The organism is Bradyrhizobium sp. RDM12, assembly GCF_051917485.1.
Taxonomy (GTDB): domain Bacteria; phylum Pseudomonadota; class Alphaproteobacteria; order Rhizobiales; family Xanthobacteraceae; genus Bradyrhizobium.
The window spans coordinates 4,330,852-4,357,110 of the sequence record NZ_CM133064.1 but is presented as its reverse complement, the minus strand read 5'-3'; the positions used below and the strand labels follow the sequence as shown (position 1 = coordinate 4,357,110).

General features: G+C 63.8%; 19 protein-coding genes, 1 tRNA gene and 7 pseudogenes. 11 read left to right on the top strand and 16 right to left on the bottom strand.

Features of this window, described 5'->3' with window-relative positions; genetic code table 11:
- Positions 1-12 precede the first annotated feature (12 nt).
- The gene (locus ACTGJ9_RS21170) at positions 13-684 is read left to right on the top strand and encodes a TetR/AcrR family transcriptional regulator (RefSeq protein ID WP_456672713.1); all 672 of its coding nucleotides are present in this window, start codon (positions 13-15) and stop codon (positions 682-684) included.
- Between the two features lie 4 nt (positions 685-688).
- Here ACTGJ9_RS21170 and ACTGJ9_RS21165 read toward each other — a convergent pair whose 3' ends face one another.
- From ACTGJ9_RS21165 to ACTGJ9_RS21125, 9 genes and pseudogenes are all read right to left on the bottom strand, one after another.
- Positions 689-1,081, bottom strand: coding sequence for a RidA family protein (locus tag ACTGJ9_RS21165; protein WP_456672712.1), 393 nt, complete (start codon positions 1,079-1,081; stop codon positions 689-691).
- Positions 1,082-1,230: 149 nt separating this feature from the next.
- Entirely contained in the window at positions 1,231-1,446 is a 216-nt protein-coding gene (locus tag ACTGJ9_RS21160; RefSeq protein WP_045008240.1) for a hypothetical protein, read from the bottom strand.
- A gap of 185 nt (positions 1,447-1,631) precedes the next feature.
- Entirely contained in the window at positions 1,632-2,861 is a 1,230-nt protein-coding gene (locus ACTGJ9_RS21155; RefSeq protein ID WP_456672711.1) for a CaiB/BaiF CoA transferase family protein, read from the bottom strand.
- 185 nt (positions 2,862-3,046) lie between these two features.
- Positions 3,047-4,251 (bottom strand): annotated as a pseudogene (locus tag ACTGJ9_RS21150) (MFS transporter).
- 125 nt (positions 4,252-4,376) lie between these two features.
- The gene (locus ACTGJ9_RS21145) at positions 4,377-5,204 is read right to left on the bottom strand and encodes a 3-keto-5-aminohexanoate cleavage protein (protein ID WP_456672710.1); all 828 of its coding nucleotides are present in this window, start codon (positions 5,202-5,204) and stop codon (positions 4,377-4,379) included.
- A 122-nt stretch (positions 5,205-5,326) separates the two neighbouring features.
- Positions 5,327-5,728 (bottom strand): annotated as a pseudogene (locus ACTGJ9_RS21140) (MFS transporter); the annotation flags it as partial.
- Positions 5,729-5,762: 34 nt separating this feature from the next.
- Positions 5,763-5,960 (bottom strand): annotated as a pseudogene (locus ACTGJ9_RS21135) (hypothetical protein); the annotation flags it as partial.
- 10 nt (positions 5,961-5,970) lie between these two features.
- Positions 5,971-7,305, bottom strand: a complete 1,335-nt coding sequence (locus ACTGJ9_RS21130; RefSeq protein ID WP_456672709.1) for a PQQ-dependent sugar dehydrogenase — start codon at positions 7,303-7,305, stop codon at positions 5,971-5,973.
- A complete protein-coding gene (locus ACTGJ9_RS21125; protein WP_456672708.1) occupies positions 7,302-7,754 on the bottom strand; it encodes a DUF2231 domain-containing protein in 453 nt (150 codons plus the stop codon). The genes ACTGJ9_RS21130 and ACTGJ9_RS21125 overlap by 4 nt, the downstream gene beginning before the upstream one ends.
- A 165-nt stretch (positions 7,755-7,919) precedes the next feature.
- On the opposite strand from ACTGJ9_RS21125, the gene ACTGJ9_RS21120 reads away from it, so the two are divergent.
- Positions 7,920-8,783: a formate/nitrite transporter family protein gene (locus tag ACTGJ9_RS21120; protein ID WP_456672707.1), complete on the top strand. Its 864-nt coding sequence runs from the start codon at positions 7,920-7,922 to the stop codon at positions 8,781-8,783.
- 179 nt (positions 8,784-8,962) lie between these two features.
- On the opposite strand, the gene ACTGJ9_RS21115 is transcribed toward ACTGJ9_RS21120, so the two are convergent.
- The 4 genes from ACTGJ9_RS21115 to xylB form a co-directional block, all read right to left on the bottom strand.
- Positions 8,963-9,910 (bottom strand): ABC transporter substrate-binding protein, encoded by a 948-nt coding sequence (locus ACTGJ9_RS21115; protein ID WP_456672706.1) that lies wholly within the window; start codon positions 9,908-9,910, stop codon positions 8,963-8,965.
- 99 nt (positions 9,911-10,009) lie between these two features.
- On the bottom strand, positions 10,010-11,050 hold the full coding sequence (locus tag ACTGJ9_RS21110; RefSeq protein WP_456672705.1) for an ABC transporter permease subunit: 1,041 nt from the start codon (positions 11,048-11,050) through the stop codon (positions 10,010-10,012).
- The gene (locus tag ACTGJ9_RS21105) at positions 11,043-12,566 is read right to left on the bottom strand and encodes a sugar ABC transporter ATP-binding protein (RefSeq protein ID WP_456672704.1); all 1,524 of its coding nucleotides are present in this window, start codon (positions 12,564-12,566) and stop codon (positions 11,043-11,045) included. Before ACTGJ9_RS21105 ends, ACTGJ9_RS21110 begins: the two co-directional genes overlap by 8 nt.
- A gap of 126 nt (positions 12,567-12,692) precedes the next feature.
- Positions 12,693-14,138: a xylulokinase gene (gene xylB, locus ACTGJ9_RS21100; protein ID WP_456672703.1), complete on the bottom strand. Its 1,446-nt coding sequence runs from the start codon at positions 14,136-14,138 to the stop codon at positions 12,693-12,695.
- Between the two features lie 240 nt (positions 14,139-14,378).
- On the opposite strand from xylB, the gene ACTGJ9_RS21095 reads away from it, so the two are divergent.
- The 3 genes and pseudogenes from ACTGJ9_RS21095 to ACTGJ9_RS21085 all read left to right on the top strand — a co-directional run bounded on the left by ACTGJ9_RS21095 (position 14,379) and on the right by ACTGJ9_RS21085 (position 17,853).
- A complete protein-coding gene (locus ACTGJ9_RS21095; protein WP_456672702.1) occupies positions 14,379-16,424 on the top strand; it encodes a membrane-bound PQQ-dependent dehydrogenase, glucose/quinate/shikimate family in 2,046 nt (681 codons plus the stop codon).
- On the top strand, positions 16,397-16,753 hold the full coding sequence (locus ACTGJ9_RS21090) for an outer membrane protein assembly factor BamB family protein (RefSeq protein ID WP_456672701.1): 357 nt from the start codon (positions 16,397-16,399) through the stop codon (positions 16,751-16,753). The genes ACTGJ9_RS21095 and ACTGJ9_RS21090 overlap by 28 nt, the downstream gene beginning before the upstream one ends.
- Before the next feature lie 16 nt (positions 16,754-16,769).
- Positions 16,770-17,853, top strand: a pseudogene (locus ACTGJ9_RS21085) (carbohydrate porin).
- A 117-nt stretch (positions 17,854-17,970) separates the two neighbouring features.
- On the opposite strand, the pseudogene ACTGJ9_RS21080 reads toward ACTGJ9_RS21085, so the two are convergent.
- Positions 17,971-18,109: pseudogene (locus tag ACTGJ9_RS21080) on the bottom strand (ATP-binding protein); the annotation flags it as partial.
- 95 nt (positions 18,110-18,204) lie between these two features.
- On the bottom strand, positions 18,205-19,095 hold the full coding sequence (locus ACTGJ9_RS21075) for a LysR family transcriptional regulator (RefSeq protein WP_456672700.1): 891 nt from the start codon (positions 19,093-19,095) through the stop codon (positions 18,205-18,207).
- Positions 19,096-19,220: 125 nt separating this feature from the next.
- Between ACTGJ9_RS21075 and ACTGJ9_RS21070 the strand changes: the two genes are divergently transcribed.
- The 4 genes and pseudogenes from ACTGJ9_RS21070 (at position 19,221) to fabG (ending at position 22,680) form a co-directional block, all read left to right on the top strand.
- Positions 19,221-20,117, top strand: a complete 897-nt coding sequence (locus tag ACTGJ9_RS21070; RefSeq protein WP_456672699.1) for a sterol desaturase family protein — start codon at positions 19,221-19,223, stop codon at positions 20,115-20,117.
- 120 nt (positions 20,118-20,237) lie between these two features.
- Complete coding sequence (locus ACTGJ9_RS21065; protein ID WP_456672698.1) at positions 20,238-20,441, top strand: (2Fe-2S)-binding protein; 204 nt, start codon at positions 20,238-20,240, stop codon at positions 20,439-20,441.
- An 84-nt stretch (positions 20,442-20,525) separates the two neighbouring features.
- A complete protein-coding gene (locus ACTGJ9_RS21060) occupies positions 20,526-21,971 on the top strand; it encodes a coniferyl aldehyde dehydrogenase (protein ID WP_456672697.1) in 1,446 nt (481 codons plus the stop codon).
- Positions 21,971-22,680: pseudogene (gene fabG / locus ACTGJ9_RS21055) on the top strand (3-oxoacyl-ACP reductase FabG). The gene ACTGJ9_RS21060 and the pseudogene fabG overlap by 1 nt, the downstream one beginning before the upstream one ends.
- A gap of 310 nt (positions 22,681-22,990) precedes the next feature.
- On the opposite strand, the gene ACTGJ9_RS21050 reads toward fabG, so the two are convergent.
- Positions 22,991-23,064: transfer RNA gene (locus ACTGJ9_RS21050), tRNA-Gly, on the bottom strand.
- 568 nt (positions 23,065-23,632) lie between these two features.
- Here ACTGJ9_RS21050 and ACTGJ9_RS21045 point away from each other — a divergent pair.
- Together ACTGJ9_RS21045 and ACTGJ9_RS21040 are read left to right on the top strand one after the other, a co-directional pair.
- Positions 23,633-24,019, top strand: coding sequence for a YciI family protein (locus ACTGJ9_RS21045; protein ID WP_456672696.1), 387 nt, complete (start codon positions 23,633-23,635; stop codon positions 24,017-24,019).
- A gap of 148 nt (positions 24,020-24,167) precedes the next feature.
- Positions 24,168-26,210, top strand: a pseudogene (locus ACTGJ9_RS21040) (ATP-dependent helicase); the annotation flags it as partial.
- Positions 26,211-26,259 lie beyond the last annotated feature (49 nt).

The window sequence follows — 26,259 nt, the reverse complement described above, 5'->3', positions numbered from 1 at the left end:
CTGAGCGCATCCATGGCCAGCGATCATACGAGGTCTGCCATTCTCGCCGCCGCCGAACGGCTTTATGCCGATCGCGGTTTTGGCGACGTCACGCTGCGCGACATCGTCGCGGAGGCCAATGTCAATCTGGCCGCGGTGAACTATCATTTCGGCTCGAAGGACGAGTTGATCGCGGAATTATTTGTCACCCGCTCGATCGCGACCAACCGCGAGCGTTTGCGCGAGTTGAAGGCGGCGGAAGAGCAAGGCGGCGGCCGCGCGCCGATCGAGGTGATCTTGCGCGCCCTCGTCGGCCCGACCCTGCGCGGCTGCCTGGGCCCGGAGAAGCAGCGCTCCACCGCGGCGCGCTTCATGATCCGCGCCTCGATCGAATCCGTGCCGCCGATCCGCCGCATCAAGAACCGCGAGGTCGACCACTTGCGGAAATTCGCCGGCGCGATGCGACGGTCCCTGCCCGACCGCAGCGATGTCGACATCTATTGGGGCCTGAATTTTGCGCTGGCGATGGCACACCACACCATCCGCGAAAGCGAGCGCCTGATAAAGCTGTCGGAAGGGCAATGCGATCTCGATGACGTCGAGGACGTCATCGCGCGCGTCGTCAGCGTCGCGACGATGGCGCTGACGGCGGGCAAGGCCGAAGCCAAGGCGCCCGCGCGCGCACTGGCGCGCGACGCGCGCTGACACTTCACATCATTGCGATGCAATCGATCTCGACGTCGAACGGGCCGAACCATTCCGGCGTACAAACAAAGATCCGTGCCGGCGGATCGACCGGGAAATAGCGCGCATAGACTGCGTTGAACGCGGCGAAGTGTTTTGTCGAGGTGCAGTAGACATTGCACTTCATGAGGTTATCCAGCGAGGCGCCGGCCGTCTGCAGGCAGAGCTTCATCTGCTCCATGATGATTTCGCTCTGTCGCTCGATCGGCATTCCTCCGATCTCGCCCGCCTCGGGGTCGAATGGCGGCAGGCCGGCGACGAAGATCATGTTGCCGGCGCGCGTCACCGGCGAGGTCGGCGCCTTCACACGGTCGAGAAAGGACGAGATCGGTTCGACGCGGAGCGCTTCGCGTTTCATGGCGGTCACCTTCGGTTCAAGCGAGACGGGTGCCTGACTACATGACATTGCAGCCGACATGTTTCGCTTCTGATCGAAGTGTGGCCGCGGGGGCGCTATTGTTTGAGCATGATCTTGGAAAACCGCCACGCACTTTTCCGGATCATGCTCTAGGCCCGCTGCGGCATCTCCTCGGCCTCTTCCTTGGCGAGCAGCAGCAGCATCTCGATGCCCATGTCGCCTTCCTGCGGCGAGCGGATGAACTTGATCTCTTCGGCACTTTGCCGCAGCGCGGCAATGATCGCGACGGCCTGGTTGGCCGTGGCCGCCTCAGTCGCCAGAATGGCCTTCTGGTTCTTCGCTTGGAACCCGATGGTGTAGGACATGCGCTTCCCTCCCGAACTCAGCGGGAGAGATCGAATCTGAGTCGCGGGCGAAGCGGAAGCCTGTGTCTCTACGGACCGGGTTTATCTGGGGATTGCGTGCAAGCCTCGCGCAAGCCGCGAGATGGTCATGCTTCCGTCAGGAATGAAGTGATCGCGCAGCTGATGATGTCTCGCCGGTCATCAAATCAGATGATCCCCTGCTTCTTCAGCTCCTCGATCTTCGCCCCATCATAGCCGAGCTTGCCACCGAGCACCTCCTGGGTGTGCTCGCCGAGCAGCGGCGGCGCGCGGTAGGTCTTGATCGGGGTTTCCGAGAAGGTCAGTGCGTTGCGGATCAGCGACAGATCGGGCTGGAAAGGATGGTCGACCTTCACCCGCATGCCGCGCGACTGGACGTGCGGATCGGCAAACACCTGCTCGAAATTGTTGATCGGGCCCGACGGCACGCCGGCCTCCTCGAGCTTGTCCAGCCAATAGGCCACCGGCTTCTTCAGGAACAGGCCGGCGAAGATCGCCATGATCTCCTTGCCGTGCACGACGCGGTCGTTGTTCTTGATGAAGCGCTTGTCGTTGGCGAGCTCGGGCTGGCCGAGCACGGCGCAGGTGCGCTGGAACTGGCCGTCATTGCCCACCACCAGCATCAACTCGCCGTCGGTGCAGCGGAACACGCCGGCCGGCATGCCACCATTGCCCCAGGTGCCGCGGCGCGGCGGCGTCTTGCCGTTGACGAGGTAGATCTGCAGCCAGTGCGACAGCGAGGCGATGACGGTGTCGAACAGGCAGACGTCGATGTGCTGTCCCTGCCCGCCATTGACGTCGCGATGGTAGAGCGCCGACAAGAGCCCGATCGAGGTGTTCATGCCGGTCATGTAGTCGACGATCGACGGCCCGACCTTCATCGGGCCCTCGCCCGGCTCGCCGTCGATATGGCCGGTGACGCTCATCAGACCGCCCATCGCCTGCAGGATCGCGTCGTAGCCTGCGCGTGGCGCATAGGGTCCGGTCTGGCCGAAGCCGGTCACCGAGCAATAGATGATCTTCGGATTGATCGCCTTGATCGTCTCGTAGTCGAGGCCGTAGCGCTTGAGATCGCCGACCTTGTAGTTCTCCATGAAGACGTCGACATCCTTGGCGAGCTCGCGGATGATCGCCTGCCCCTCGGCCTTGGCGATGTTGACGGTGACCGACTTCTTGTTGCGGTTGGCGCAAAGATAGAACGAATTGTTGTTGTTGGCCTTGCCCTCTGGATCGGTCAGATAAGGCGGGCCGAAGGCGCGCGCGTCGTCGCCGGTGCTGGGCCGCTCGATCTTGATCACCTCCGCGCCGAGGTCGCCCAGCATCTGAGCCGACAAGGGGCCGGCAAGGACGCGGGTGAGATCAAGGATCTTGATGCCTGAGAGCGGCAGGGCCGACATGTCGATTTCCTCCGGGGAACTGGATCTTGGCGCGGCGGCGAGATCGCGGGCCGTGCTCCCTGCGGATACACCATTTTGGCGTTCCGAGCACTGCGCGCTAGGCATACGGCCATCCCCCGTCCCGCAGCAGAGATAGCCCGAGGCGCAGAATTCCGCGTTGCGAATATGAATATTATGGGTCGAGCTCAGGTCGCGGCGGCCGCAACCAAGTGCGGGCGTCGGCGGCCGAGCAGAATCAGGATCAGCACCGTTGCGCAAGAAAAGGCCAAAGTGAGCCCCAGCGCGCCGCGGCTGCCGAACTGGGTGAGCAGAGCGGCCAGCAGCGGCGGCGAGATCGCGGATGCCAGATTGAGCGGCAGTGCGATCATCGACATCGCCTTGGCGAATTCGGCCTGGTCGTAGAACACGAGCGGGATCGTCGCCCGCGCTACCGCCATCGCGCCGCTGCCGGCGCCGTAAAGCAGGATGAAGCTCGCGACCGCCCAGGTCGCCCCCTCGCTCAGCATCAGCAGCACCATGGCTACGGGAAGCGCGGTGCCCGCGACCAGCCCGGTGGTGATGCCGTCCCACCGGCCACCGCCGAGGAAATCGAGGCCGCGGGCGCTGACCTGGATGACGCCCAGCATGGAGCCGAATGCGAGCGCCTGGGCCGGCGCAAGCCCCTCCGCCCGCAACAGCTCGATCAGGATGGCGCTGATGCCGAAATTGACGAAGGCGTTCATCGTGATGACGCAGACGACGAGACCGAAGGTGCTTCTTGGAATCGGAGGCGGCGGTGCCGCCTTGACGGCCTCGCCTCCACGGTCGGCCGCAATTTTCCGGCGCGGCGCGAGAAACGCATAGAGCGGGAGATTGATGGCGAGCATCATTGCCGCGTAGACGAGACAGGTCCCGCGCCAGCCGAGCCAGGCACTAAGGAACGAGGTGGTCGGCCAGAAGATGCTGCTGGAGAGACCCGTCAGCAGCATTAGGCCGCCGATCGCATTCTTGGCACCCCGTCCGGCGACCTCGTTCAGCATGATATAGGCGCCGGTCGACAGCGTGGCGCTGCCGCCCATGCCGAGAACCACCCAGCCGGCAAAATAGAGTATTGGCTCACGCGCGAAGAAGAGGATGATGTGGCCCGGCACCGACACGACGGTGCCCACCATCATGACCTTGCGGGCACCGTGCCGCGCAAAGGCCTTGGCGAGCCAGGGCGCGCACAGACCCATGGTGACATAAAGGACAGAGCTGCCCGCAAACACCGCCGGCAGGCTCAGGCCGAGATCAACCCCGAACTCGCGGCCGACCACGGCCGGAAGGCCGATCGTACCCCATCCAATGAGCTGGGTGATCGCAAGCACCAGCAGGACCCCGATGAGCTGCCGTCAGATTTCAAGAACCGCATTCCACTTGTCGCCTGCCCGGCAGGCGCCGATCACGCCTGTGGGTCTTTCTTACCCGCAGACTCAGCGCACGGGAATGTCGGTTCCGAATGGCAGAAGGCAGCTGCAAGCATGTCAGGCGGGGGGTCTACCCTGCGATCCCAAGCCGTGATCGCGCCTCGGCAGCGCTCGCGACGCGCCGGCCGTGGCGCGTAACCGCCTCGGCGGCGATGGTCACGAGCTCCGCGTTGCTGCCGGCCAGGCGCGTCTTGTCGATCCTGATATTGTCCTCGAGCCCGGTGCGAACCGCGTCGGCGCCTCGCGCCAGCGCCCAGTCCATCACCTCGGCCTGATGGCGACCGATCCCGGCCGCGGTCCAGGTCGCTTGCGGGATCAGCCGCCTGAGCTCGCCCAACAGGATGTCGAGGACATGCTCGTCGGCCGGCATCGCGTTCTTGACGCCCATGACGAATTGCACGTGCGGACGCGCATCGATCAGCCTCGCCTCGATCAGACGGCGGGCGCCGTGCAGATGCGACAGATCGAATATTTCGATTTCCGGGCGGATGCCACCTGCCTTCATGCCGGTCGCGAGCGTCTCGACCAGGGCGGCGCTGTTCTCATAGACAATCGTCGGAAAGTTCACCGATCCGGTGGAGAGCGAAGCCATGTCCGGCTTCAGATACAGCGATGATCCCCGCGCCGAGGGATCGCGACCGCGACCGCCGGTCGAGAACTGCACGATCATCCCCGGACAGTGCTTCCTGATCCCTTCCTGCACCAGGGCGAAGCGCTCGGGATCAGAGGACGGCGTCTCGTCATCGTTGCGAACATGGATATGCGCAAGAGTGGCGCCGGCTTCGAAGGCTTGGTGCGTCGACTCAATCTGTTCCGACGGCAGGATGGGTACCGCCGGATTGTCCTTCTTGCGCGGAACGGAGCCGGTGATGGCGACAGCAACGACAACGGGGTTCATAATGCGACCTCATGATGATCGCGCTCGCGCGCGCAAAGTTCGAATAGGCAGTCACATAAAATGTGGCGACCTGCCGCTGCAAACAAGATCGACTGCAGCAGCGTTGGCGTCATTCATTCCCATCAGGTCGGGACTGCGGCCGCACCGCTCGCCGCCTCTGCACGCTGCCGATCATAGTCGGCCCGTGCCATCGGAACGGCCTCGGGATTGCCGAGATCGTCGATACTGACCCGATAGGTTTCACGGGCCGTAACCGCCGCCAGCGCTGCAATGACCGTGATGCCGAACGCGATCGCACCGACCGTCAAGGGAATGTTGGCCGAGCCGGGAGGCGCCACGGTCGCAAACAAGGCAGGAAGCAACGCCGTGATGCTCGTTCCGATGTTCTGCGAGATCGCCATCGCCGACACACGGGTGCGTGTCGGAAACAGCTCCGGATAGAAGCTCGGGAAGATCGCGTTGTAGCCCTGATAGACGACGCCCCACATCAACAGCGACAGCAGGATCGCCAGCGGCGCCGACCTCGGCGCGGGCGGCTCGTCGTGTGATGCAGCTAGATCCCAGCGCGGTCTCTCCCGCCTCGCGGCCGGGGACGCTGACGTGAACCTCGTGCCCCTCGCGCAGCGCCAGGGATGCTGCGGCGACCGCCGACTCGAACGCGGCTTCCTTGGTCGCGTATCTGCTCTTGACGTCGCCGTCGTGCAGCACGCCCCACTCGTCCTGGACCAGTACGATCGCGTATTGGGCAAGGCCCATCATTGCTCTCCTATCGCTCCGTGACCTGCGGATGCGCGGCCGTCACCCGCCACACCGTGTTGCCGCTGTCGTCAGCGACCAGCAGCGCGCCGGTTTTGTCGATGGCGACGCCCACGGGGCGGCCGCGTGCCTGGTTGTCGCTGTTGAGGAATCCGGTGACGACGTCCTGTGCGGGTCCGCTCGGCTTGCCATCCGCGAACGGCACGTACACGACCTTGTAGCCGTTGAGCACCTGCCGATTCCAGCTGCCGTGCTCGCCGACGAAGGCGCCATTGCGATAGTCGTTCGGCAGGCTGCTGCCGTTGGAGAATGCGAGCCCGAGCGGCGCGACATGCGAGCTCAGCGCGTAATCGGGCACGATCGCCTTGGCAACGAGGTCTGGCCGCTGCGGCTTGACGCGAGGATCGACGTGCTGGCCGTAATAGCTGTAGGGCCAGCCATAGAAGGCTCCCTCTTTCACCGATGTCATGTAGTCGGGCACGAGATCGGGGCCGAGCTCGTCGCGCTCGTTCACAACCGCCCACAGCGCGCCGGTCTGCGGCTCGAAGCTGAGGCCGTTCGGGTTGCGCAAGCCGCTGGCAAAGATGCGCCAGCGGCCGCTGGCGCGATCGACCTCGAGAATGTCGGCGCGATTGTGCTCGGCCTCCATCCCGTTCTCGGTGATGTTGCTGTTGGAGCCGACGCCGACATAGAGCTTTGAGCCATCCGGGCTTGCGACGAGGCTCTTGGTCCAGTGGTGGTCGATCGGTCCGCCCGGCAGCGGCGTCAGCACCGTACCCGGCGCGGTGATCTTGGTATCGCCTTCGGTGTAGGGATATTTCACGATCGCATCGGTGTTGGCGACATAGAGATCGTTACCGACCAGCGCGACGCCGAACGGCGAGTTGAGATGGTCGAGAAAGACGCTCTGCGTGTCCGGAACGCCGTCGCCATTGGTGTCGCGCAGCAGCGTGATGCGATTGCTCGGTCCTGTATCGCCGCCTGATGTCGCCCACGACTCGACATAGCCCATGACGATCTCCTTGGGCCGCTTGATCGCGGCGGCCTTCGGCGCCTTGGATTCGACCACCAGCACGTCGCCGTTGGGAAGAACATAGAGCGAGCGTGGATGCTGCAGGCCGGTGGCGAAAGCCTTGGCCTGCAGACCCTGCGCGACCGTCGGCGTCTCGTCCTTCTTCCAGCCGACAATGCGGGCGATATGCATCGGCGGCAGCAGATATTGCTGGATGTCGGGCAGCCTCGGATTGGCGCCAATCTGCGCCTTGGGATCGCCGCTGCCGTCGTTGCAGCCGGTGAGAGCGAGGAGCGAAACGCATAACACGGTGCGGGCGAGAGGAGAGATCATCGCGCAACTCCTACGCCGTGGCGGTACACCATGGCCCAGCCGAGCCAGCCGGTCACCGGCAGGATCAAAACAGTGAGCACCGAAAGAACAAGGCCCCACGGCCACACCGAGGTCCAGGCATCACGGGTGTGAACCAGCGCATTAATGGTTGCCAGGATCAGCGCCACGGCGTTGCCGATCAGATGCGGCCAGGCCGGCGGCTGCGCGCGCACCAGGCGATTGCCGAGGAAATCGGTCAGGCCTGCGATCGCGGCCAGCACGCCGAAGATGACGCCGACGACCAGAAGCCAGGCGGAAAAGTCCGCCCACATGATCTCTGCCGAGACGAGATAGGCGATGTCGGTCAGCAGCGCGCCGATGAAGCACGCGATGGGGATCGGCACCAGCATCGGATGAATGGGATGGCCGGCGATTTGCGCGGTCGAGCGCACGCGCACGATGTCTTGCACGGTTAGCCTCGTGTGGCGTTTCGCCCTGCCCGAGCGGCCAACTCTTGCTTGCCGTGAAGGTTCCTAGTCTCCCGGCGCCGCAAAACGCACCAAGCCACCAACACTCACAGGAACTGAGGGAGCTTCGCAGCCTTGAAGTCGATCACCATTTCCTGAGGCAAAAGAGTGGACCAACCCGGCGACGGCGCCTCCTTCAATCCAGCGACGAAGCTCGACGGCGTCTCGCGGCGGCAGACCGAGCAGATCGAATCCCAGAGCCGGCCGAACGCTGCGCTGATCCACGAGACGATCCGCGCCGAGGGTGAGCAAGAACTGAAGCGACGCTGGTGGGCCATCCTGTTGTCCGGCCTTGCCGCGGGCCTTTCGATGGGATTGTCCCTGATCGTGCAGGGGGAGTTCCACGCCCTGATCTCCGACGAGGCCACCCGGCGCCTGGTTGCCCCGCTCGGCTACACCGTCGGCTTCCTGGTTGTGGTGCTGGGACGGCAGCAGCTTTTCACGGAGAATACGCTGACGCCGATCCTGCCGCTGTTGCACAACAGGGATCTCGGAACGTTGGGCAGCGTGCTCAAGCTGTGGGGCCTGGTCCTCGCCTCCAACATCGCTGGAACCTGGGCGGTGGGATCCGTGCTCGCGCACACCAGCATCTTCGAGCCACGCATCGTCGATGCCTTCGTCGATCTCAGCCGCCACACCATAGAGGGGACGTTCGTGACGACCTTCGTTCGAGCGATCTTTGCCGGCTGGCTGATCGCCCTCATGGCGTGGCTTTTGCCAGCCACCAAGGGCTCGCGCGGGCACATCGTCGTCGTGATGACCTACGTGGTCGCGCTCGGCGAGTTCGCGCATATCATCGCGGGCTCGGTCGAGTGTGCCTTTCTCGTGCAGAGCAATCAGGCATCGCTGGCCCAATATGCCTCTGATTTCTTCGTGCCGACGTTGCTAGGCAACATCCTGGGCGGAACGACGCTGGTTGCCCTGCTGAACTACGGACAGGTCGCCGCCGAAATCAACGACCACAGGGAATAGCCTGCCCGCGCACTTGGCCTCCCTCTCGTTGCGGCCAAAGCTCATCGCGCGGGGGCGATCGCTAAACTCCCCTTCTTTGACATATCGCTCGCTGAGGCCAACCTCGCAGACGCGCCCGGGCCAGTTTCCCGGGACGCCCCCTGTCGAATTGGGCCGCAACCAGCGAAAACTGCCGGCTGTTACTGCGAACGGTCCGAGGTCCAGCCTTTGTACTGGGCGATATTGTCCCGGGTCACGAGCTTCGATGGCAGCAGCTCGACGGTCGAGGCCGGCTTCTGCCCGTTGAGAATGCCGACACCGAGCTGAACCGCGCGCCGCGCCATGAAGAACGGGTCCTGCGACGCTGACGCCTGGATCTGCGCCGACGCGGGATCCTTCAGCGCGGCCTCGATGTCCGGCGCACCGTCGACGGCGGTGATGACGATGCCGCTGCGGTTCTGCTGGCGCGCCGCAAGGTCGGTGCCGATCGCCTGCGGATCATTGATGGCGAAGATGGCGTCGATCTTGGGGAAGCGCGTCAGATAACCTTGCGCGACCGTGAGGCCGCCCTCGCGCGAGCCTTTGCCGTCCTGGTCGCTGGACAGCACCTTGATACCGGGATTCTTGCCGAACACGTTCTTGCAGCCGGTGACGCGGTCGATGACGGCGGAGACCTGCGGCCCATTCTCGATGATGACATCGCCTTTGCCTCCGAGCTTATCGACGATGTACTGGCAGGAAATCTCGCCGGCCTGGACGTTGTTCGTGGTCACCGTGGCATCGGCGCCTTCGGCCGCGGTGTCGACCGCGACGACCACGATACCTGCCGCCTGCGCCTTCTTGATCGCCGGCCCGATCGCCTTGGGATCGCCGGGGTTCAACAGGATCAGGTCGACGCCGGCGGCGATAAAGTTGTCGATCTGGGTGACCTGCTTGCCGAGATCGTATTCGAAGCCGACGGTGGTGATCTTCACATTGGGATTGGTCTTCTTGGCTTCGAACTCGGCGCCCTTCGACAGCGCGACGAAGAACGGGTTGCCCATCGACCCGAGCGAAACGCCGATCGCCTTGAGCTCCTTGGCAGAGGACGGCGCGGTGGTCAGCGCAAGCGCCATTGCGGCGCCGGCGAGCGTGGTCATCTTCAACATTGGTTTCCTCCCTGGTCTGTCCTTAATCCGGCACGGCAGACCAGTTGCCGTAGCGGAATTTCGTATCGCGCCCAGATCCCTTACTTTCTGGCGGAGCCCTCAAGTTCTGGCGGAGCCTTGCAGCCGATAGCGATCCAGCGCCACAGCGCCGATGATCACCAGACCCTTGATGACATATTGCCAGATGTCGGAGACGCCCGTGAGGATCAGGCCGTTCGAGAGCACGGCGATGATCAGCGCACCGACCAGCGTCCCCCAGATCGAGCCGATGCCACCGACGAAGGATGTGCCGCCGAGAATGACCGCGGTGATGGCGTCGAGCTCGTAGCTTTGGCCGAGTTGCAGACCGTTGGCCGCGTAGAGCCGCGCCGCCTGCATGGCGCCGCCCAACCCGGCCAGCAATCCCGACACGCCATAGACGAAGATCACGACGCCCCAGACCTTGATCCCGGCAAGCCGCGCCGCGCTCTCATTGCCGCCCACCGCATAGATATGTACGCCGAGCACGGTCCGGCGCAGCACGAACCACGAGACCAGGATGACGAGCAGAGCGATCACCGAGAGCCATGGGATCGACGCCACGCCGGGCACAAGCGTCAGCGATCCGTTGCCGATGAAGGCGTAGGGAATGGATGGATTGAACACCGTGGTGTCGGCGCCAAGCAGCCGCGCCAGGCCGCGCACGGCGGTGAGCGAGCCCAGTGTGACGATGAAGGGCGGCAGGCGCAACAGCGCGATGAGCGCACCGTTGACGACGCCGAAGCCGAGGCCGGTGAGAACCGCAGCCGGCAGCCACAGCGCGCCAAGCTCGGGCAGCTTCGAAATCGTCAGGCCAGCCATTGCCGACGCCGCCAGGATCGAGCCGACCGAGAGATCGATGCCCCCGGTGAGGATGACGAAGGTCATGCCAGCGGCCAGCACGGTGTTGACGGCAGCCTGCTGCAGGACGATGCCGAGATTCTGCCCGGTGAAGAAACGGCCGTCCGAGAGATAATGAAAGCCGGCGCATAGCAGCAGCAGCACCGGCAGCATGCCCGCCGCGCGGATCAGAAGCCTGATGCGCAGACGTTTGGTCGCCTGGGCGGCGGCAAGGTCGTTCGCCGTAGCGGCCTTCGCCTGCGTCGATCCGTTGTCAGGCATCGAGGTGCTCCGTCCACGTGGCGAGGGCCATGATGTCTTCCTGAGTTAGTGGCGCCGTCTCGGTTCGCCTGACCTCGCCCGCGACGAGTCCCGACCGCATCACGATGACCCGGTCGCAGATGCCGATGATTTCAGGGAGATCGGACGAGATGACGAGGATCGCGGTACCGGCCTTGGCAAGATTGTCGATGATCGAATAAATCTCGGACTTGGCACCGACGTCGACGCCGCGCGTCGGCTCGTCCAGGATCAGGACCTTTGGTGCGATGGCGAGCAGCCGCGACAACAGCACCTTCTGCTGGTTGCCGCCGGAGAGGCCACCGGCGGGGACACCGACATTGGCGGCGCGGATGCTGAGCCCCGTGAAGGCCCTGTCGGCACGCTCGCGCGCCTTGTCGCGGTCGAGGAAACAGCCGAGCTTGGCATCGCGCCCGAGCACGGCGAGATTGATGTTGTCCAGACACGACATGTCCAGAAACAGGCCGAGCGCCTTCCTGTCTTCCGTCAGATAGGCGATGCCGGCCTCGAGCGCTTCGCCGGGCGTACGGATGTCGATTGGCCGGCCTTCAAGCTCGATACGGCCCGAAATTTTCGGCGCCGCGCCGATGATGAGCTGCGCAAGCTCGGTGCGGCCGGCGCCGATCAGGCCGGCAAGCCCCACCACCTCGCCCGCATGCACGGTGAGCGAGCAGCCCTTGACGCGCAGCCCGTCGGCCATGTCGATGGCGCTGAGCACGGGATGCCCCGTCCCGGCCTCGGGATCATGATCTTTCTTGTAGAAGGAGGAAACGTCGCGCCCGACCATCATGCGAACGATAGCGTCGGCGCGGATGTCCTGCTTGTCGAGCGAGCCGACCAGGCGGCCGTCGCGCAGCACGGTGACGCGGTCACCGAGCGCATAGACCTCGTCCATGCGGTGCGAGATGTAGATGATGGCAAGCCCCTCGGCGCGGAGCTGACGGATCAGCGCGAACAGCCGATCGCTTTCGCCGGCTGACAGCGCGGTGGTCGGCTCGTCCATGATCAGGATTTTCGAGCGCGCGTGCAGTGCACGCGCGATCTCGACGAGCTGGCGCTGGCCCATGGAGAGATGCGCGACCAATGTCGACGGCAGGAAGTCCGCCCCCAGCCGCTCCAGGATCGGGCCGACGCCCTCGCGCATGGCGCCACGCGCCAGCAAACCTGAACGCGAGAGCTCGCGGCCGAGATAAATATTCTCCGCAACGCTCAAATTGGGGGCCAAAGACAGTTCCTGATAGATGATCGAGATGCCCGCCGCACGGCCGCCAAGCGGACCTTCGATGCGCGCCGGCTTGCCCTCGATGCGGATCTCGCCGCCGGGATCGGGCCGGTAGGCGCCCGACAGGATTTTCATCAGGGTCGATTTGCCGGCGCCGTTCTCGCCCATCAAGGCATGAATCTCGCCGGCATAGACGGTGAGATCAACCGCGCGCAGCGCCTTGATGCCGAAGAAGGATTTTGAAACTCCCCGCATCTCGAGGATCGGATCGTTCATCGTGCCTCCCGGCGCACAATGCGTTTCCTGCCCGCATCTCGTTTCTTAAGCGCAGTTCATCCATTAAACAAAAGGCCGTCGCACAGGGCAACAGCGAACAGGCAGAAATGGGCAACCAAAGCGACGTTAGTGGCCCGGCCGATACAGTTCGTGCCAGGTGGAAAGCCGCTCGGCATAGGATTCAACCAGCGCGCGATCGGGTTCGAACGTCTCGACGCGTCGCGGCGGTGTGCAGACGGCGGCGACTGCCTCGCCCGTGACAGCAAGCCGCCCCAGTCTCGCCGCACCGAACGCAGCTCCGGTTTCGCCGTCGGCAAAGCGATGAATCGGAACGTCGAGAACACTGGCGAGCACCGATAGCCAGAACCGGGAACGCGAGCCGCCGCCGATGACGTCGGCTTCCGTAACCGCAATGCCGGCATCGCCAAGCGCGTCCCGGCAATCCGTCAGCGCGAAGGCGACGCCCTCGAGCACGGCCTGCACGATCGCCGCGCGGTCGGTGGCGTGGCTCAAGCCGTCGAGCATGCCACGCACGAGCGGGTCGTCATGCGGTGTCCGCTCGCCGGCGAGGTAAGGCAGGAAGCTCACGGGCGACGGCGCCTGCGGGCGCGCCCCCAGCGGCGCCAGCAGCTCGGCCTCGGCGACGCCGAACAGCCGCGCGGCCCAGGCCAGACACGAGGCCGCCGAGAGGATCGCGCCGGCCTGAATCCACATTCCAGGGATTGCATGGCAAAACGTGTGGACCACGCGGTCCGGATTGGCGGCAATGTGGCTGGTCGGCGCCAGCAAGGCGCCTGAGGTTCCCAGCGAAATGAACGCATTTCCTGGCTTGATCGCGCCGATGCCGACGGCACCCGCCGGATTGTCGCCGGCGCCGCCCGCGATCATCGGACGCCTTGCCATGCCCCAGCGCTGCGCCAGTTCGCTGCGCAATGTGGCTGCGGGCGCGCAGCCCTCGACCAGGCGCGGCATGTGCGCGCGCGACAGGCCGGTCGCGGCCAGCGCCGCATCCGACCAGTCCCGGCGCGCCGCGTCGAGCCAGAGCGATCCCGACGCGTCCGAGACGTCCTCGATCGCCTCGCCTGACAGCACCAGCCGCAGATAGGCCTTCGGCATCAGGACGCGTTTCGTCGCCGCAAAAATCTCGGGCTCGTGCGCGGCGATCCAGAGCAGTTTTGGCGCGGTGAATCCGGGCATCGCCTTGTTGCCGGTGATTGCACGCAAGGCGGGCCAGCGCTGCTCCAGGATGCGGCATTCCGCTGCGGAGCGTCCGTCGTTCCAGAGAATGCAAGGCCGCAATGGCTTTTCGCTCGCATCAAGCAGCGTGGCACCATGCATCTGGCCGGACAAACCGACGCCTTCGACCGCTGCCAGCTCTTTCCCGTGCGATGCCTTCAAAGCGTCCAGCGTGGCAAAGGTCGCCTCGAGCCACTGCGCGGGATCCTGCTCGAAATAGCCTGATAGCGGCGAGGCAATCGTCAGCGCCCTGCTCTCGCTTGCAATCACGCGCTGGTCGCCGTCGACGAGAACGGTCTTGACCGCGGAGGTGCCGAGATCGATGCCGAGATACATGACGGACGTGGTTCCCGAGGTTTGGCGTCGCGGCGGATGCGGTCCAAATATGAAGTGCGTATTTAGAAGAACTTTGCTTCTGCAGCCAAGTGCGCCGCGATTTTGCGCGCAGGTGTTACATGAATGCAGCAGTTGACGGTTGCCAGTTTTGGCTGATTGGACGACAGTCCTTGAAAATGGACGCCGTCTGTTGCGCTCGCGCGGGGACAGGCCAGATCCCTTTTCCGCGCCGGAGCAGCCATGCAGCGATCCAGGGCAGTCTTTATCACGGGTGTCATCTACGCCTTGATCGGCCTGGTCCTCGCGGGCGGCGGCGTCTGGCTCGCGGCATTGGGTGGGTCGATCTTCTACGTCGTCCTCGGTGCCGGCATTCTCGCCACGGGTGCGTTATTGCTGGCACGGCGCCATTCGGCGCTGTGGCTGTTTGCGATCGTGCTGGTCGGCACCCTGGCGTGGGCCGTCTCCGAGGTGCAGTTCGACTGGTGGCCGCTTGCATCGCGCGGCGACATCGTCTTCCCCATGGCGCTCTGGCTTCTCACGCCAGTGATCGTTCGCGGGCTGCTGCGAGACGAGCCGGTGTCTTACCGCAGCGCGACGCTGCCGCTGTGGATCGGCGTTGTCGCAGCTTCGGCCGTCCTCATCATCGCGCTTCTGTTCAGCTATCACGACATCAACGGCTCGATCGTCGAGCAAGCTTCTATCATGCCGCAAAGCGAAGCCGATCCCCAGCCTGATGCCGATTGGCGCGCGTATGGACGCACGCAATTCGGACAGCGCTATTCGCCGCTGAAGCAGATCACGCCTGACAATGTCGGCAAGCTCCAGGTCGCCTGGACCTTCCGCACCGGCGACATGCCGACACCGAACGATTCCGGTGAGACCACCTTCGAGGTCACGCCGATCAAGGTGCGCGACACGCTCTATCTCTGCTCACAGCACCAGGTGCTGTTTGCGCTTGACGCCAAGACCGGCAAGGAACGTTGGCGATACGATCCCAAGCTGATGTTCAACAAGACCTTCCAGCACATGACTTGCCGGGGGGTCTCCTATCACGAAACCGCGGCGGGCGCGGTCGACAGCAGCGGCAGCCCCGCGCCCGCGGAATGCCCCCGCCGAATCTTCCTGCCCGTCAACGACGGCCGCATGATCGCGCTCGACGCCGATAGCGGCAAGCTCTGTGAGAGTTTTGGCGATCATGGCAGCCTCGACCTCCAGCAAGGCATGGGGATCAAGACGGCGGGCTTCTTCGAGCCGACATCACCGCCGGTGGTCAGCGACAAGATCCTGGTCGTCGCCGCCGCGGTGATCGACAATTACGCGGTCGACGTGCCTTCGGGCGTGATCCGCGGCTTCGACGTCTACACCGGCAAGCTGGTTTGGGCCTGGGACTCCGGCGCGGCGGACGAGAACGAGCTGCCGTCGCCGACGCGTCACTACACCAACGGTTCGCCGAATTCGTGGATCACAGCCTCGTTCGATCCGAAATTGAACCTGGTCTACATCCCCACCGGCAATAACGGGCCTGACATCTGGGGAGGCAATCGCAACGCGCTGGTCGAGCGCTATTCCAGCTCGATCGTTGCGCTCGACGTCAACACCGGCAAGCGCGCCTGGTCGTACCAGACCGTGCATCACGATCTCTGGGACATGGACGTGCCCTCTCAACCGAGCCTAGTCGACGTGACCACGGCCAAGGGCGTCGTTCCCGCAATCATCCAGCCGACCAAGGTGGGCAACATCTTCGTGCTCGATCGCAGGACCGGCGAGCTGATCGTTCCGGCGCCGGAGCGCACCGTGCCGCAGGGAGCTGCACCCGGCGACCGCACCGCGCCGACGCAGCCGTTCTCCGAACTGACATTCCGACCCGAGGCGAAGCTGACCGGCGCCGACATGTGGGGCGGCACGATCTTCGACCAGCTGCTGTGCCGGATCTGGTTCCATCGACTGCGTTACGAGGGCACCTTCACGCCGCCGTCCTTGCAGGGCACGCTCGTCTTCCCGGGCAATCTCGGCATGTTCGAATGGGGCGGCATCGCGGTCGATCCTGTCAGACGGATCGCCATCGTCAATCCGATGTCGCTACCCTTTGTCTCAAGGCTCGTTCCGCGCGGCCCGCAGATCCTCCGGCGCCGACCGCCGAGAAGCCGGTCGGCAGCGAGGCCGGGGTGCAGCCGATGTATGGCACGCCCTTCGGGGTGGATCTCGAAAGCTTTCTCTCACCCTTCTCCGTGCCGTGCTACCGGCCGCCATGGGGCTCGATGGCTGCGGTCGATCTCAAGACCATGAAGATCGTCTGGCAGCATCCCAATGGTACGATCCGCGACACCACGCCGCTACCACTTCCTTTCAAGATGGGCGTGCCGATGCTGGGTGGGCCGATCACGACCGCCGGCGGCGTCGCATTCTACACCGGGACCTATGAGTACACGATCCGGGCTTACGACGTGCGCGACGGCAAAGTGCTCTGGGAAGACCGCCTGCCGGCCGGCGCCCAATCGACACCCATGAGCTACGAGGTCGACGGCAAGCAATATGTCGTCACCGCGGCCGGCGGCCACGGCTCGTTCGGCACCAAGCGCGGTGATTACGTCATCGCCTACGCATTGAAGGATTGAACGCGGGAGCATCGTCATGGTGGCATCCTCCGATGAGCGAGCGACGTACGCGGCGACGTTCTATCTTTGGCTGGGTCTCTCGGCGGTGGTCGCTTGTCTTGGCAGTCACGCCGCACATGCCGCTGATCTCACGCTCCCCCTCGGCGCGACCAGCCCGGCGCCGGTGGCGCCGGTCTCTTGGCTGTTCGGCGATTGGGATGGCGCGAGAACCCGGCTGTTGAATGCCGGCGTCGATTTCCAGTTTGGCTACACCAGTGAGATCGCCGGCAATGCGACGGGCGGCGACCGTCGTCAGGTCGCCTACACCGATCAATGGACCTTTGGCACCACGTTCGATCTGACCAAGCTGGGCGTCGTGCCCGGCGGCACGGTCCAGGTCACATGGACGGACCGCAACGGCAGCAATCTCAGCGACGACGCGCACCTCGGCACGCTGCAACAGGTGCAGGAAGTGTTCGGACGCGGCCAGACGCTGCGGCTCACAATTCTGGTACGACCAGAAATTCATCGACGGCGCGATCGACTGGAAGATCGGGCGGATCACGTTCGGCGAGGACTTTGCAGCGTTCTCCTGCGATTTCCAGAACCTGACATTCTGTGGCGCGCAACCGGGCAACCTCGTCGGCAATTACATCTACAACTGGCCGGTCAGCCAATGGGCCTCCAGACTGAAATTCAACCTGCAGGGCTTTGGCTATTTTCAGTTCGGCGTGTTTGACGCCAATCCCAATTACCTGAAGGTGGCGCAATCGGCGCTCCCGGTGTTCTATTCGGGATCCACGGGTGTCCTCATCCCCGCAGAGCTCGGATGGCTGCCGAAGTTCGGCAATCTGCAGGGCAGCTACAAGTTCGGCGGCTGGTACGACACATCGACCGCGCCCGACGTGGTCACCGACATCAACGGCAACCCTGCCGTGCTCAGTGGACAGCCACTGCTGCAGAGCCGCGGGCGCTACGGCATCTATGTCAATTTCCTTCAGCAGGTGATCCACCCGTCGCGCGCCGATTCCTCGGGTGCATTGAGCCTGTTTCTGAACGCGACGATGGCCGACCGGCGGACGGCGACCACCAATTATCAAATCGCCGGCGGCCTGACCTAAAGGCCATTCTGATCCCTCGAGATCATTACAGAATTTCTCATTGTCAGAATGGTCGTGGGCTGCCTTTGGCGTTGTTGTGAACGTCGTTTCTTTACCGAGTTGGGGTGAATGGTCACCGTGAGGGGTCAAGCGGTCGAGCATTGCAGGCGTCATCTTGGCGTCGCCGAACATGCTGGGCCATTCTCCGAATGCGAGATTGAAGGTGACGATAGATGGAAGCGCGCTCGCAGAGCCTCCTGATGAGATGTATTACAACCGAGGACGGGGTTGGCTCTGGCAAGAAAGCAGTCGATTTGGGAGTATGAAGAGGCCGGCAATCCGCACCGGGCATCGTTGGGTGCTGTAACGCGCCTACACGTTGATCTCGCCCGCGGCCCGCACGATCGCTGCAATGGCTGCCTTGGCTGCCGGCGACGAGGTCCTCCCTCGCAGACGCACAATGCCCGTGGCCGACGGGGGCGACAGCCAGCCGTGCACGACAAGCAGGACGAGCGTGCCGGATTCCAGTTCCTCCCGTACCGCCGCGTTCGTCGCACCCAGAACGGTATCCGTGGTGAGCGCGACCGTCTTGAGCATGCCATAGTTGTCGCACTCGAGCGCAATGGTGGCCTCCTGGCCCTCGGGCAGGCCCAGCAAGGCGGCAAGTTCCACCTTTGAGGGGCTCAGCAGCTTCGGTACCGCGAGACCGTACGCCCAGACGTCCTGCAGCGTGTGCTCGCGCCCGGCCAGCGGATGGCCTGCCCGCACATAGAGGTTGGCCGGCTGCCCCCCGATCAGCTGGATGTCCAGCGCGGCATCCCTGGGCATGTCGCGCACATCGGCGGCAAAGAACTCGATGTTCTCGGTACGCAGGCTCTCCAGCAACTGCACCCAGTTGCCGACCTCCATGCGCAGCGCCACCTGCGGGTGCTGTCGGCGCAGCGCCACAAGCGCGCGTGGCATCAGGGTGGCCGTCAAAAGCGGTCCGACACCGAAGGGCGTCTCGCCGAGCTGGCTGTCACGGAAAAGATCCACGTCGCGCTGCAGGCAACGTGCCTCGAACAGCAGCTTGCGCGCCCGCTCGATGACGAATTCGCCGGCCGGGGTGGGGTGTACATCACCAACGTCGCGGTCGAACAGGCGAATACCGAGGTCGCTCTCGATGGCCTGGATGCTGCGGCTGAAGGCCGGCTGACTCAGATGGGTGGCTTCGGCGGCGCGGGCAAAGTGCAGAGTGTCGGCAAGGGCGACGACGTGGTTCAAGCGGCGTAGATCCATGGCATTGCTCTCCATGCATTAAAATGATGCGAACTATGCATTGGACGCATTATGATGGCACCCCTAGGGTCGTTCTCACAACCCAAAACATGAGAGCGGCGACGCCCCACATGAGCTCGCAACTGCAATACCTCCTGATCGGCGCCTGCATCCTGGGCTTTGCAGCCATGGAGTTCATCACCCGGCGCTACCAGGCCGCCGTGCGCGGCAACGCGACAGCCAACGACACCTGGCTGGAGCTGCTGATGTTCGTCAGCCTGATCGCCATCACCCAGCCGATCGCACTGCTGGGCAGCAACGCCCTGTGCAACTGGCTCATGCCCACGCAGCACAACGCCTGGGCCAACCTGCCGTGGTGGGCCATGGCCGGCCTGCTGCTGATCGGCGATGACCTCACGCAGTACCTCTGGCACCGCGCCTCGCACACGCCGCTGCTGTGGCCGCTGCACCGCGCGCACCACAGCGCGGCCTACATGAGCGTGCGCATTACCTACCGCAACAACTTCTTCTACTACCTGATGATGCCGGGCCTGTGGATCGGCGGCGTGGCCGTGTACCTTGGTTTCGGCCCGGTCTACGCGGCGTACCTGGTGATCAAACTGGCGGTCATCCTGGGCGCGCACTGCGCCTGGGCGTGGGACGCGCCGCTGTACCGCATCCGCGCGCTGCATCCGCTGATGTGGGTGCTGGAGCGCACCATCTCCACGCCGGCCACGCACTGGGCGCACCACGCGCTTACCAACGAAGACGGCATCGGCCACTACAAGGGCAACTTCGGCAACCTGCTCTTCTTCTGGGACGTGCTGTTCGGCACGGCGCATATCACACGGAAATATCCGGCCAAGACCGGCCTGCAGGACGACATCCTGTTTGGCCCGGAGCGCTGGACGACGCAGATGTTCTACCCGCTGGTCCACTCCAAGCGCGAGCGTTCGGCGTTGCGCCCCGGCGGCCATGGCTTCACCGAAGCCGACCTACAGACCGAAGCAGAACAGAAGGCCACATGAACGATCGCGGAAGGAGCTAAATCCGTAACCATCAGGTCCGCGAGCGCGCCAGGTTCGACTTGCTGGTTTGCTCCCGCCCGTGTGGGTAGCGTAAGCGAGGCGCAGCAGCAGGGCTTCGCGATGCCGATGATCGTCTGTTCTTGCAATGTGTTCAGCGACCATCAGGTGCGCTCAGCGGTCGTAAACGAGGCGCGCCGGCCCCGCATGACTGAGGTGTATGCCTGCCTCGGATGCAGCGCCCAGTGCGGCCGCTGCGCTGACGTTATCAAGCGGATCATGGATGAAAGGCCCGGCTCCATTCATGCGAACGCAAGCATGCACTAACTTGGAGTTGATACAGTCACGGTCACACGCGCCCTCGTTATTTCGCTTGGAGGACACGCGAAAAACCAGGAGAAAGGGAGCATCATGAACGTGCCTGTCAATTCCCGTTCGTCCGACATTCCCGCTGAATTTCAGTCCTGCTTTGACAAGCAGCGTGGGGCCTACCTGGCGGCGCCGGAGCCATCCTATGCTCAGCGCATTGCTGACTTGAAGTCGCTGACGCGTCTCCTGAAGGACAATAAGGACGAGTTGGTGGCGGCGATCAACGCCGACTACGGCAACCGGTCTGAATTCGAAACCCTGTTCGCCGAATATTTCGTTGTCCTGGAAACCATCGCCGACGCAGTCAAACATTTGAAGAAGTGGATGAAGCCACAGCGCAGACACGTCGACTTCATGACCTATCCGCTCGCGCGAAATCGTGTCATCCCGCAGCCGCTCGGCATTGTCGGGGTGATCGTTCCCTGGAATTTCCCGCTTAACCTCAGCTTCTGCCCGCTCGCAGCGATTCTGGCGGCCGGCAATCGAGCGATGGTCAAGATGTCGGAAAATTCGAAGGCGCTCGCCCAAGTTCTGATGCGCGTTTCCCCGAAATATTTCCCGATCGAGAAGCTTGCCTTTTTCGAGGATGGCGGCGGGCGAGGACCGGGATTCTCGTCATTGCCGTTCGACCACCTGCTGTTCACGGGATCCGGCGCGACCGGTCGCTCGGTCATGGCCAACGCGGCCCGCAACCTCACCCCTGTCACGCTTGAACTGGGCGGCAAGGCACCTGCGATCGTCGGGCCTGACTTCCCGATCAAAACAGCGGCGGAGCGCATTCTCTGGGTGAAGATGTTCAATGCCGGTCAGATCTGTACGAATGTCGACTACATGTTTCTGCCCAAAGGGAGTGAGGACGAGTTCGTCCGCCATTGCCGGCGACTGTTTGCCGAACGCTTCCCGGACATCAACGGCCAGGACTACACGTCGATTATCGATGAACGGTCTTTCACGCGGCTGGAGGCGACGCTGGAGGATGCCCGTACAAAGGGAGCGGTCCTGGTCAATCTTGCGGAACAACAGATTCCGGATGTGAAGCGTCGCAAATTTGCTCCGCATCTCGTGCTAAATCCGACGGAAGACATGATTGTCATGCAGCGCGAGATCTTTGGCCCGATCTTGCCGATCAAGACGTATGCAGATCGGCAGGAGGTCGCCGACTACATCAATAGTCACGACCGCCCGTTGGCAATCTATCCATTCACTCACAACGCCGAGCTGCGCGACTTCTACATCTCGCGGGTCATGTCGGGTGGCGTATCGGTCAATGAAGCTCTCCTGCACGTCGGCCAGCACGACCTGCCTTTCGGTGGGGTCGGCGCGAGCGGCATGGGCCACTACCACGCGCGCGAGGGGTTCAACACGTTCTCAAAATTGCGCCCGGTCTTCTACCAGGGCCCCCTCTCGCCGATCCAGATGCTATTTCAGCCGCCCTACGCCGGCCGCGCAATGAGCGTCCTGCAGACGATGATCAAATGGAAGACGTGATGCGTGACGTGAGCCTGTCTGGCGCAAGCGGACAGGGTAAAGTCGTTGTCATCACTGGCGCGCTCGGCGCGCTTGGCAAGGTGGTCGCCGAGGAAGCCCTTTCGCGGGGCGCGCGAGTCGCCGGTATCGATCATGCTGCGTCGGAGCTCACGGCAACAGCCGAGCGGATCGAACTCGGCCGCATCGATTTGACTGATGCGGCACAGGCGAAAAAGGCGATCGATGCCGCCGCCGCTCATTTCGGCGCGATCGATGCGCTGATCAATATCGCCGGCGGATTTACCTTCGAGACTATCGCCGACGGCGATTCCAGGCCTGGCAGCGCATGTATGCTCTCAATATCGAGACCGCGCTGAATGCCTCGCGCGCAGCGATACCGTATCTTCTCAACTCGCGAGCGGCCCGCATCGTCAATATCGGCGCGATGGGCGCTCTGCAGGCCGGCTCGGGCATGGGTCCTTATGCGGCCTCGAAGGCGGGCCTGCACAGATTGACGGAGTCGCTCGCTGCCGAACTGAAAGGCGAGATCACCGTGAACGCGGTGCTGCCGTCGATCATCGATACCGCGGCAAACCGCGCCAGCATGCCGAACGCCGATCCTGCCAAATGGGTCACGCCGAAGGAACTCGCCGATGTCATCCTCTTCCTGGCGAGCGAAGCCGCCAGCGGTGTGACCGGCGCGTTGCTGCCGGTCAGCGGACGGGTCTGACGCACGCTTACGCCGCTAGCGGCTTCCGAAGCACGGCACGAAACCGAATGCCCCGCTTGCGAAAACTTTTGGAACTGGGGCCCTGCTCACTCTCGCCGGCGCCGATCGCCGCACGCGCGCTCAACACCTCTTCCCCAAACCAAGATCTTCGGTTTTGATGAGCTCGTACCTGTCTAAAAACAGCGGTGCGGGAAGATGCGAGATCCGAAAAACAGTCGGTCGAAAAGCGAGCAACAGAAATTGTAAAGTTGTTTGTCAGAATGAGATCATCAAAGAAGAGCCGACACTCTCGGTATGTCTATGAAAAGACTGGAGCGGGTGAAGGGAATCGAACCCTCGTATTCAGCTTGGAAGGCTGCTGCTCTACCATTGAGCTACACCCGCGACACCGGCTCCCTAACACGGCGAGGCGGCGGTCTCAACTGCCCCCGGGACCGCTTTGCCGGCTTTCCTGCCCTTGCGCACAGGCCCGGTTCCGCCCTGCACCGCCACCCCTTAACAGCGGCGGCGTCCGGGCCTATATTGATGTCTTCCGCAATCAACGAAAGGAGGTGATCCAGTGTCTTTTACCAAGCGCTGTCACCTCGCTGGGATCGCCCGCTAAGTTCTCAATAAGGGCTTGGCATCGGGGCGCTCTCAGCCCTGGACCAGCGAGCAAGAAATCGGGCGCGACGGGGGTCTCCCCGCCGCGCCTTTTCTTTTGGGATTTTGTCTCGGAAAAGGCGAGCCACCCGCAGCACGCTGAGAGTGCTCGTGAGCAGCAGGGAGCGATGGCAATCAGTCGCCTCTTCTCCGGACGGCGTTCACCCTTGCGGCACGGCACTCGGGTTTCAGGACCGTTTCGTCGCACGCGCCGCGATGCATTATATTGAGATATTGAGGTCGGCCCTTGTCGGTGTCGGCTGCGGCCGCACGTCCTTGGGCTGCGCGCCCAAAAACAATAGAGGTGAAGATGCTGTACGCGATCCTGGCCTACCATGTGGAAGACGAGATTCTGTCGTGGTCGCCGGCGGAGGACGCCGCGGTCGTCGCGAAAGTCATCGAGGTTCAGGCGCCCTTGAGGGCAAGCGGACACCTTGGGCCGGCCGCCCGTCTGGATGACACCAAAAAGGCCCGCACCTTGCGTGGCCCCGGCACTGGGATCGTGCTGGACGGCCCGTTCGCCGAAACCAAGGAGCAGCTTCTGGGTTTCCACCTCGTCCAATACGACACGGATGACGAGGCGATCGCGGCGGCGCGGTTGCTGCGCCAGGTCAATCCCAGTGCGGTCTACGAAATCCGACCGGTCAAACTTTACGTGCCGGCCGATGGGTTCGGCGAGACCGCGGCCAAAGGATGACAGCGTCGTCGTCATGTTGAGCAGCACGATGACCGCCCAGATTGGAACTTGAGCTGCCCTCTCCCCCGAATCCTTGGGCGACTTGCGTCCAGCCGCATTGCGATTCGCCCGGGGATCGTTGATTCTGCGGGCTTCATCGGGGCGATTCGTGACAACCTATCTGGACACGCTCAATGCGGAGCAGCGCCGCGCCGTAGAGCATGGCGTGGCCGATGGCGTGACCGTGGGCGCCCCGCTTCTCGTCATTGCCGGCGCCGGTTCTGGCAAGACCAATACGCTTGCCCATCGCGTCGCGCATCTGATCGTCGCCGGTGCCGATCCGCGCCGCATCCTGCTGATGACGTTTTCGCGCCGCGCCGCCGCCGAGATGGCCGGCCGGGTCGAGCGCATCGCGCGAAAAGTGCTGGGCGAGAACAACGCCGCGATCATGGGCGATGCGCTGACCTGGGCCGGTACTTTCCACGGCATCGGCGCGCGGCTGCTGCGCGAATATGCCGAGCGGATCGGCCTCGATCCCGCCTTCACCATCCACGACCGCGAGGATTCCGCCGACCTGATGAATCTGGTCCGGCACGAACGCGGGTTGTCGCAGACGCAGAGCCGCTTTCCGGCCAAGGGCACGTGCCTGTCGATCTACTCGCGCTGCGTCAACGCGGAGATGGAGATCGAAAAGGTGTTAGGGGCGCATTATCCCTGGTGCGCAGGCTGGGCCGCCGAATTGAAGGGGCTGTTTGCCGCTTACGTCGAGGCCAAGCAGGCCCAGCACGTGCTCGACTACGACGACCTCCTGCTCTACTGGTCGCAGATGACGAGCGATGCGCTGATCGCCGACGAGATCGGCGGCCGCTTCGATCACGTGCTGGTCGACGAGTATCAGGACACCAACCGCCTGCAATCCTCGATCCTGCTGGCGTTGAAGCCCGACGGACGCGGGCTCACCGTCGTCGGCGACGACGCGCAGTCGATCTATTCGTTCCGCGCCGCGAGTGTGCGCAACATCCTGGATTTTCCGCAAAGCTTCTCGCCGCGCGCGGAGATGATCACGCTCGACCGCAATTACCGCTCGACGCAGCCGGTGCTGGCGGCGGCCAATGGCGTCATCGGGCTCGCGCGCGAGCGCTTCACAAAAACCTCTGGACCGACCGCACCTCCTCGCAGAAGCCGCAGCTCGTCACCGTGCATGACGAGGCCGACCAGGCCCGCTACATCGTCGAGCAGGTGCTGGCCAACCGCGAACAGGGCGCGCTGCTCAAGCATCAGGCGGTACTGTTCCGCACCTCATCACATTCCGGCCCGCTCGAAATCGAGCTGACCCGCCGCAACATCCCCTTCGTGAAATTCGGCGGGCTGAAATTCCTCGACGCCGCGCATGTCAAGGACGTGCTGGCGCTGCTGCGCTTTGCCGAAAATCCGCGCGATCGCGTCGCGGGATTTCGCATTCTGCATCTTTTACCGGGCATCGGACCAGCAACCGCACAGCGCGTGCTGGACCAGATGGCCGAGAGCATGGACCCGCTGCATGCGCTCGGCCAGCTTCCCGTGCCGCCGCGCACCGGCGCAGACTGGACCGGCTTCGTCCGAACGGTGGAGAACCTACGCTACTCGGAATGGCCGGCCGATCTCGAGCGTGCGCGTCTCTGGTACGAGCCGCACCTCGACCGCATCCACGAAGATTCCGAGACGCGCCGCGCCGATCTGATGCAGCTCGAACAGATCGCGAGCGGCTACTCCTCGCGCGAAAAATTCCTGACCGAACTCACGCTCGATCCGCCGGACGCGACCAGCGACAAGTCAGGTCCGCCTCTCCGCGACGAGGACTATCTAATCCTCTCCACCATCCACTCCGCCAAGGGCCAGGAATGGAAGTCAGTGTTCGTGCTCAACGTCGTCGACGGCTGCATGCCGTCCGATCTCGGCGCCGGTACCAGCGCCGAGCTCGAGGAGGAGCGCCGCCTGCTCTATGTCGCGATGACGCGCGCCAAGGACGATCTGCACCTCGTGGTGCCGCAGCGCTTCTTCGTCCACGGCCAGCAAGCCAAGGGCGACCGCCACGTCTATGCCTCGCGGACGCGCTTCATCCCGGAGCAGCTGGTCTATCTGTTCGAGCGCGCCGCCTGGCCGAAGGCGGCCGCGGCCGGCGCGCGCCGCATCGCAGGGTCCGAAGATCGACATCGGCGCGCGGATGCGGGGATGTGGCGGTAAAAACGGAAACCGAGCATTTCCGAAATGTCGCCTTGTGA

What these genes read in the sequence shown, in the direction of transcription:
- ACTGJ9_RS21170 (WP_456672713.1), top strand. Translation starts at nt 13, where the DNA reads ATGGCCAGCGATCATACGAGGTCTGCCATTCTCGCCGCCGCCGAACGG.
- ACTGJ9_RS21165 (WP_456672712.1), bottom strand. Translation starts at nt 1,081, where the DNA reads ATGAAACGCGAAGCGCTCCGCGTCGAACCGATCTCGTCCTTTCTCGAC.
- ACTGJ9_RS21160 (WP_045008240.1), bottom strand. Translation starts at nt 1,446, where the DNA reads ATGTCCTACACCATCGGGTTCCAAGCGAAGAACCAGAAGGCCATTCTG.
- ACTGJ9_RS21155 (WP_456672711.1), bottom strand. Translation starts at nt 2,861, where the DNA reads ATGTCGGCCCTGCCGCTCTCAGGCATCAAGATCCTTGATCTCACCCGC.
- ACTGJ9_RS21145 (WP_456672710.1), bottom strand. Translation starts at nt 5,204, where the DNA reads ATGAACCCCGTTGTCGTTGCTGTCGCCATCACCGGCTCCGTTCCGCGC.
- ACTGJ9_RS21130 (WP_456672709.1), bottom strand. Translation starts at nt 7,305, where the DNA reads ATGATCTCTCCTCTCGCCCGCACCGTGTTATGCGTTTCGCTCCTCGCT.
- ACTGJ9_RS21115 (WP_456672706.1), bottom strand. Translation starts at nt 9,910, where the DNA reads ATGTTGAAGATGACCACGCTCGCCGGCGCCGCAATGGCGCTTGCGCTG.
- ACTGJ9_RS21110 (WP_456672705.1), bottom strand. Translation starts at nt 11,050, where the DNA reads ATGCCTGACAACGGATCGACGCAGGCGAAGGCCGCTACGGCGAACGAC.
- ACTGJ9_RS21105 (WP_456672704.1), bottom strand. Translation starts at nt 12,566, where the DNA reads ATGAACGATCCGATCCTCGAGATGCGGGGAGTTTCAAAATCCTTCTTC.
- xylB (WP_456672703.1), bottom strand. Translation starts at nt 14,138, where the DNA reads ATGTATCTCGGCATCGATCTCGGCACCTCCGCGGTCAAGACCGTTCTC.
- ACTGJ9_RS21095 (WP_456672702.1), top strand. Translation starts at nt 14,379, where the DNA reads ATGCAGCGATCCAGGGCAGTCTTTATCACGGGTGTCATCTACGCCTTG.
- ACTGJ9_RS21090 (WP_456672701.1), top strand. Translation starts at nt 16,397, where the DNA reads ATGGCTGCGGTCGATCTCAAGACCATGAAGATCGTCTGGCAGCATCCC.
- ACTGJ9_RS21070 (WP_456672699.1), top strand. Translation starts at nt 19,221, where the DNA reads ATGAGCTCGCAACTGCAATACCTCCTGATCGGCGCCTGCATCCTGGGC.
- ACTGJ9_RS21065 (WP_456672698.1), top strand. Translation starts at nt 20,238, where the DNA reads ATGCCGATGATCGTCTGTTCTTGCAATGTGTTCAGCGACCATCAGGTG.
- ACTGJ9_RS21060 (WP_456672697.1), top strand. Translation starts at nt 20,526, where the DNA reads ATGAACGTGCCTGTCAATTCCCGTTCGTCCGACATTCCCGCTGAATTT.
- ACTGJ9_RS21045 (WP_456672696.1), top strand. Translation starts at nt 23,633, where the DNA reads ATGCTGTACGCGATCCTGGCCTACCATGTGGAAGACGAGATTCTGTCG.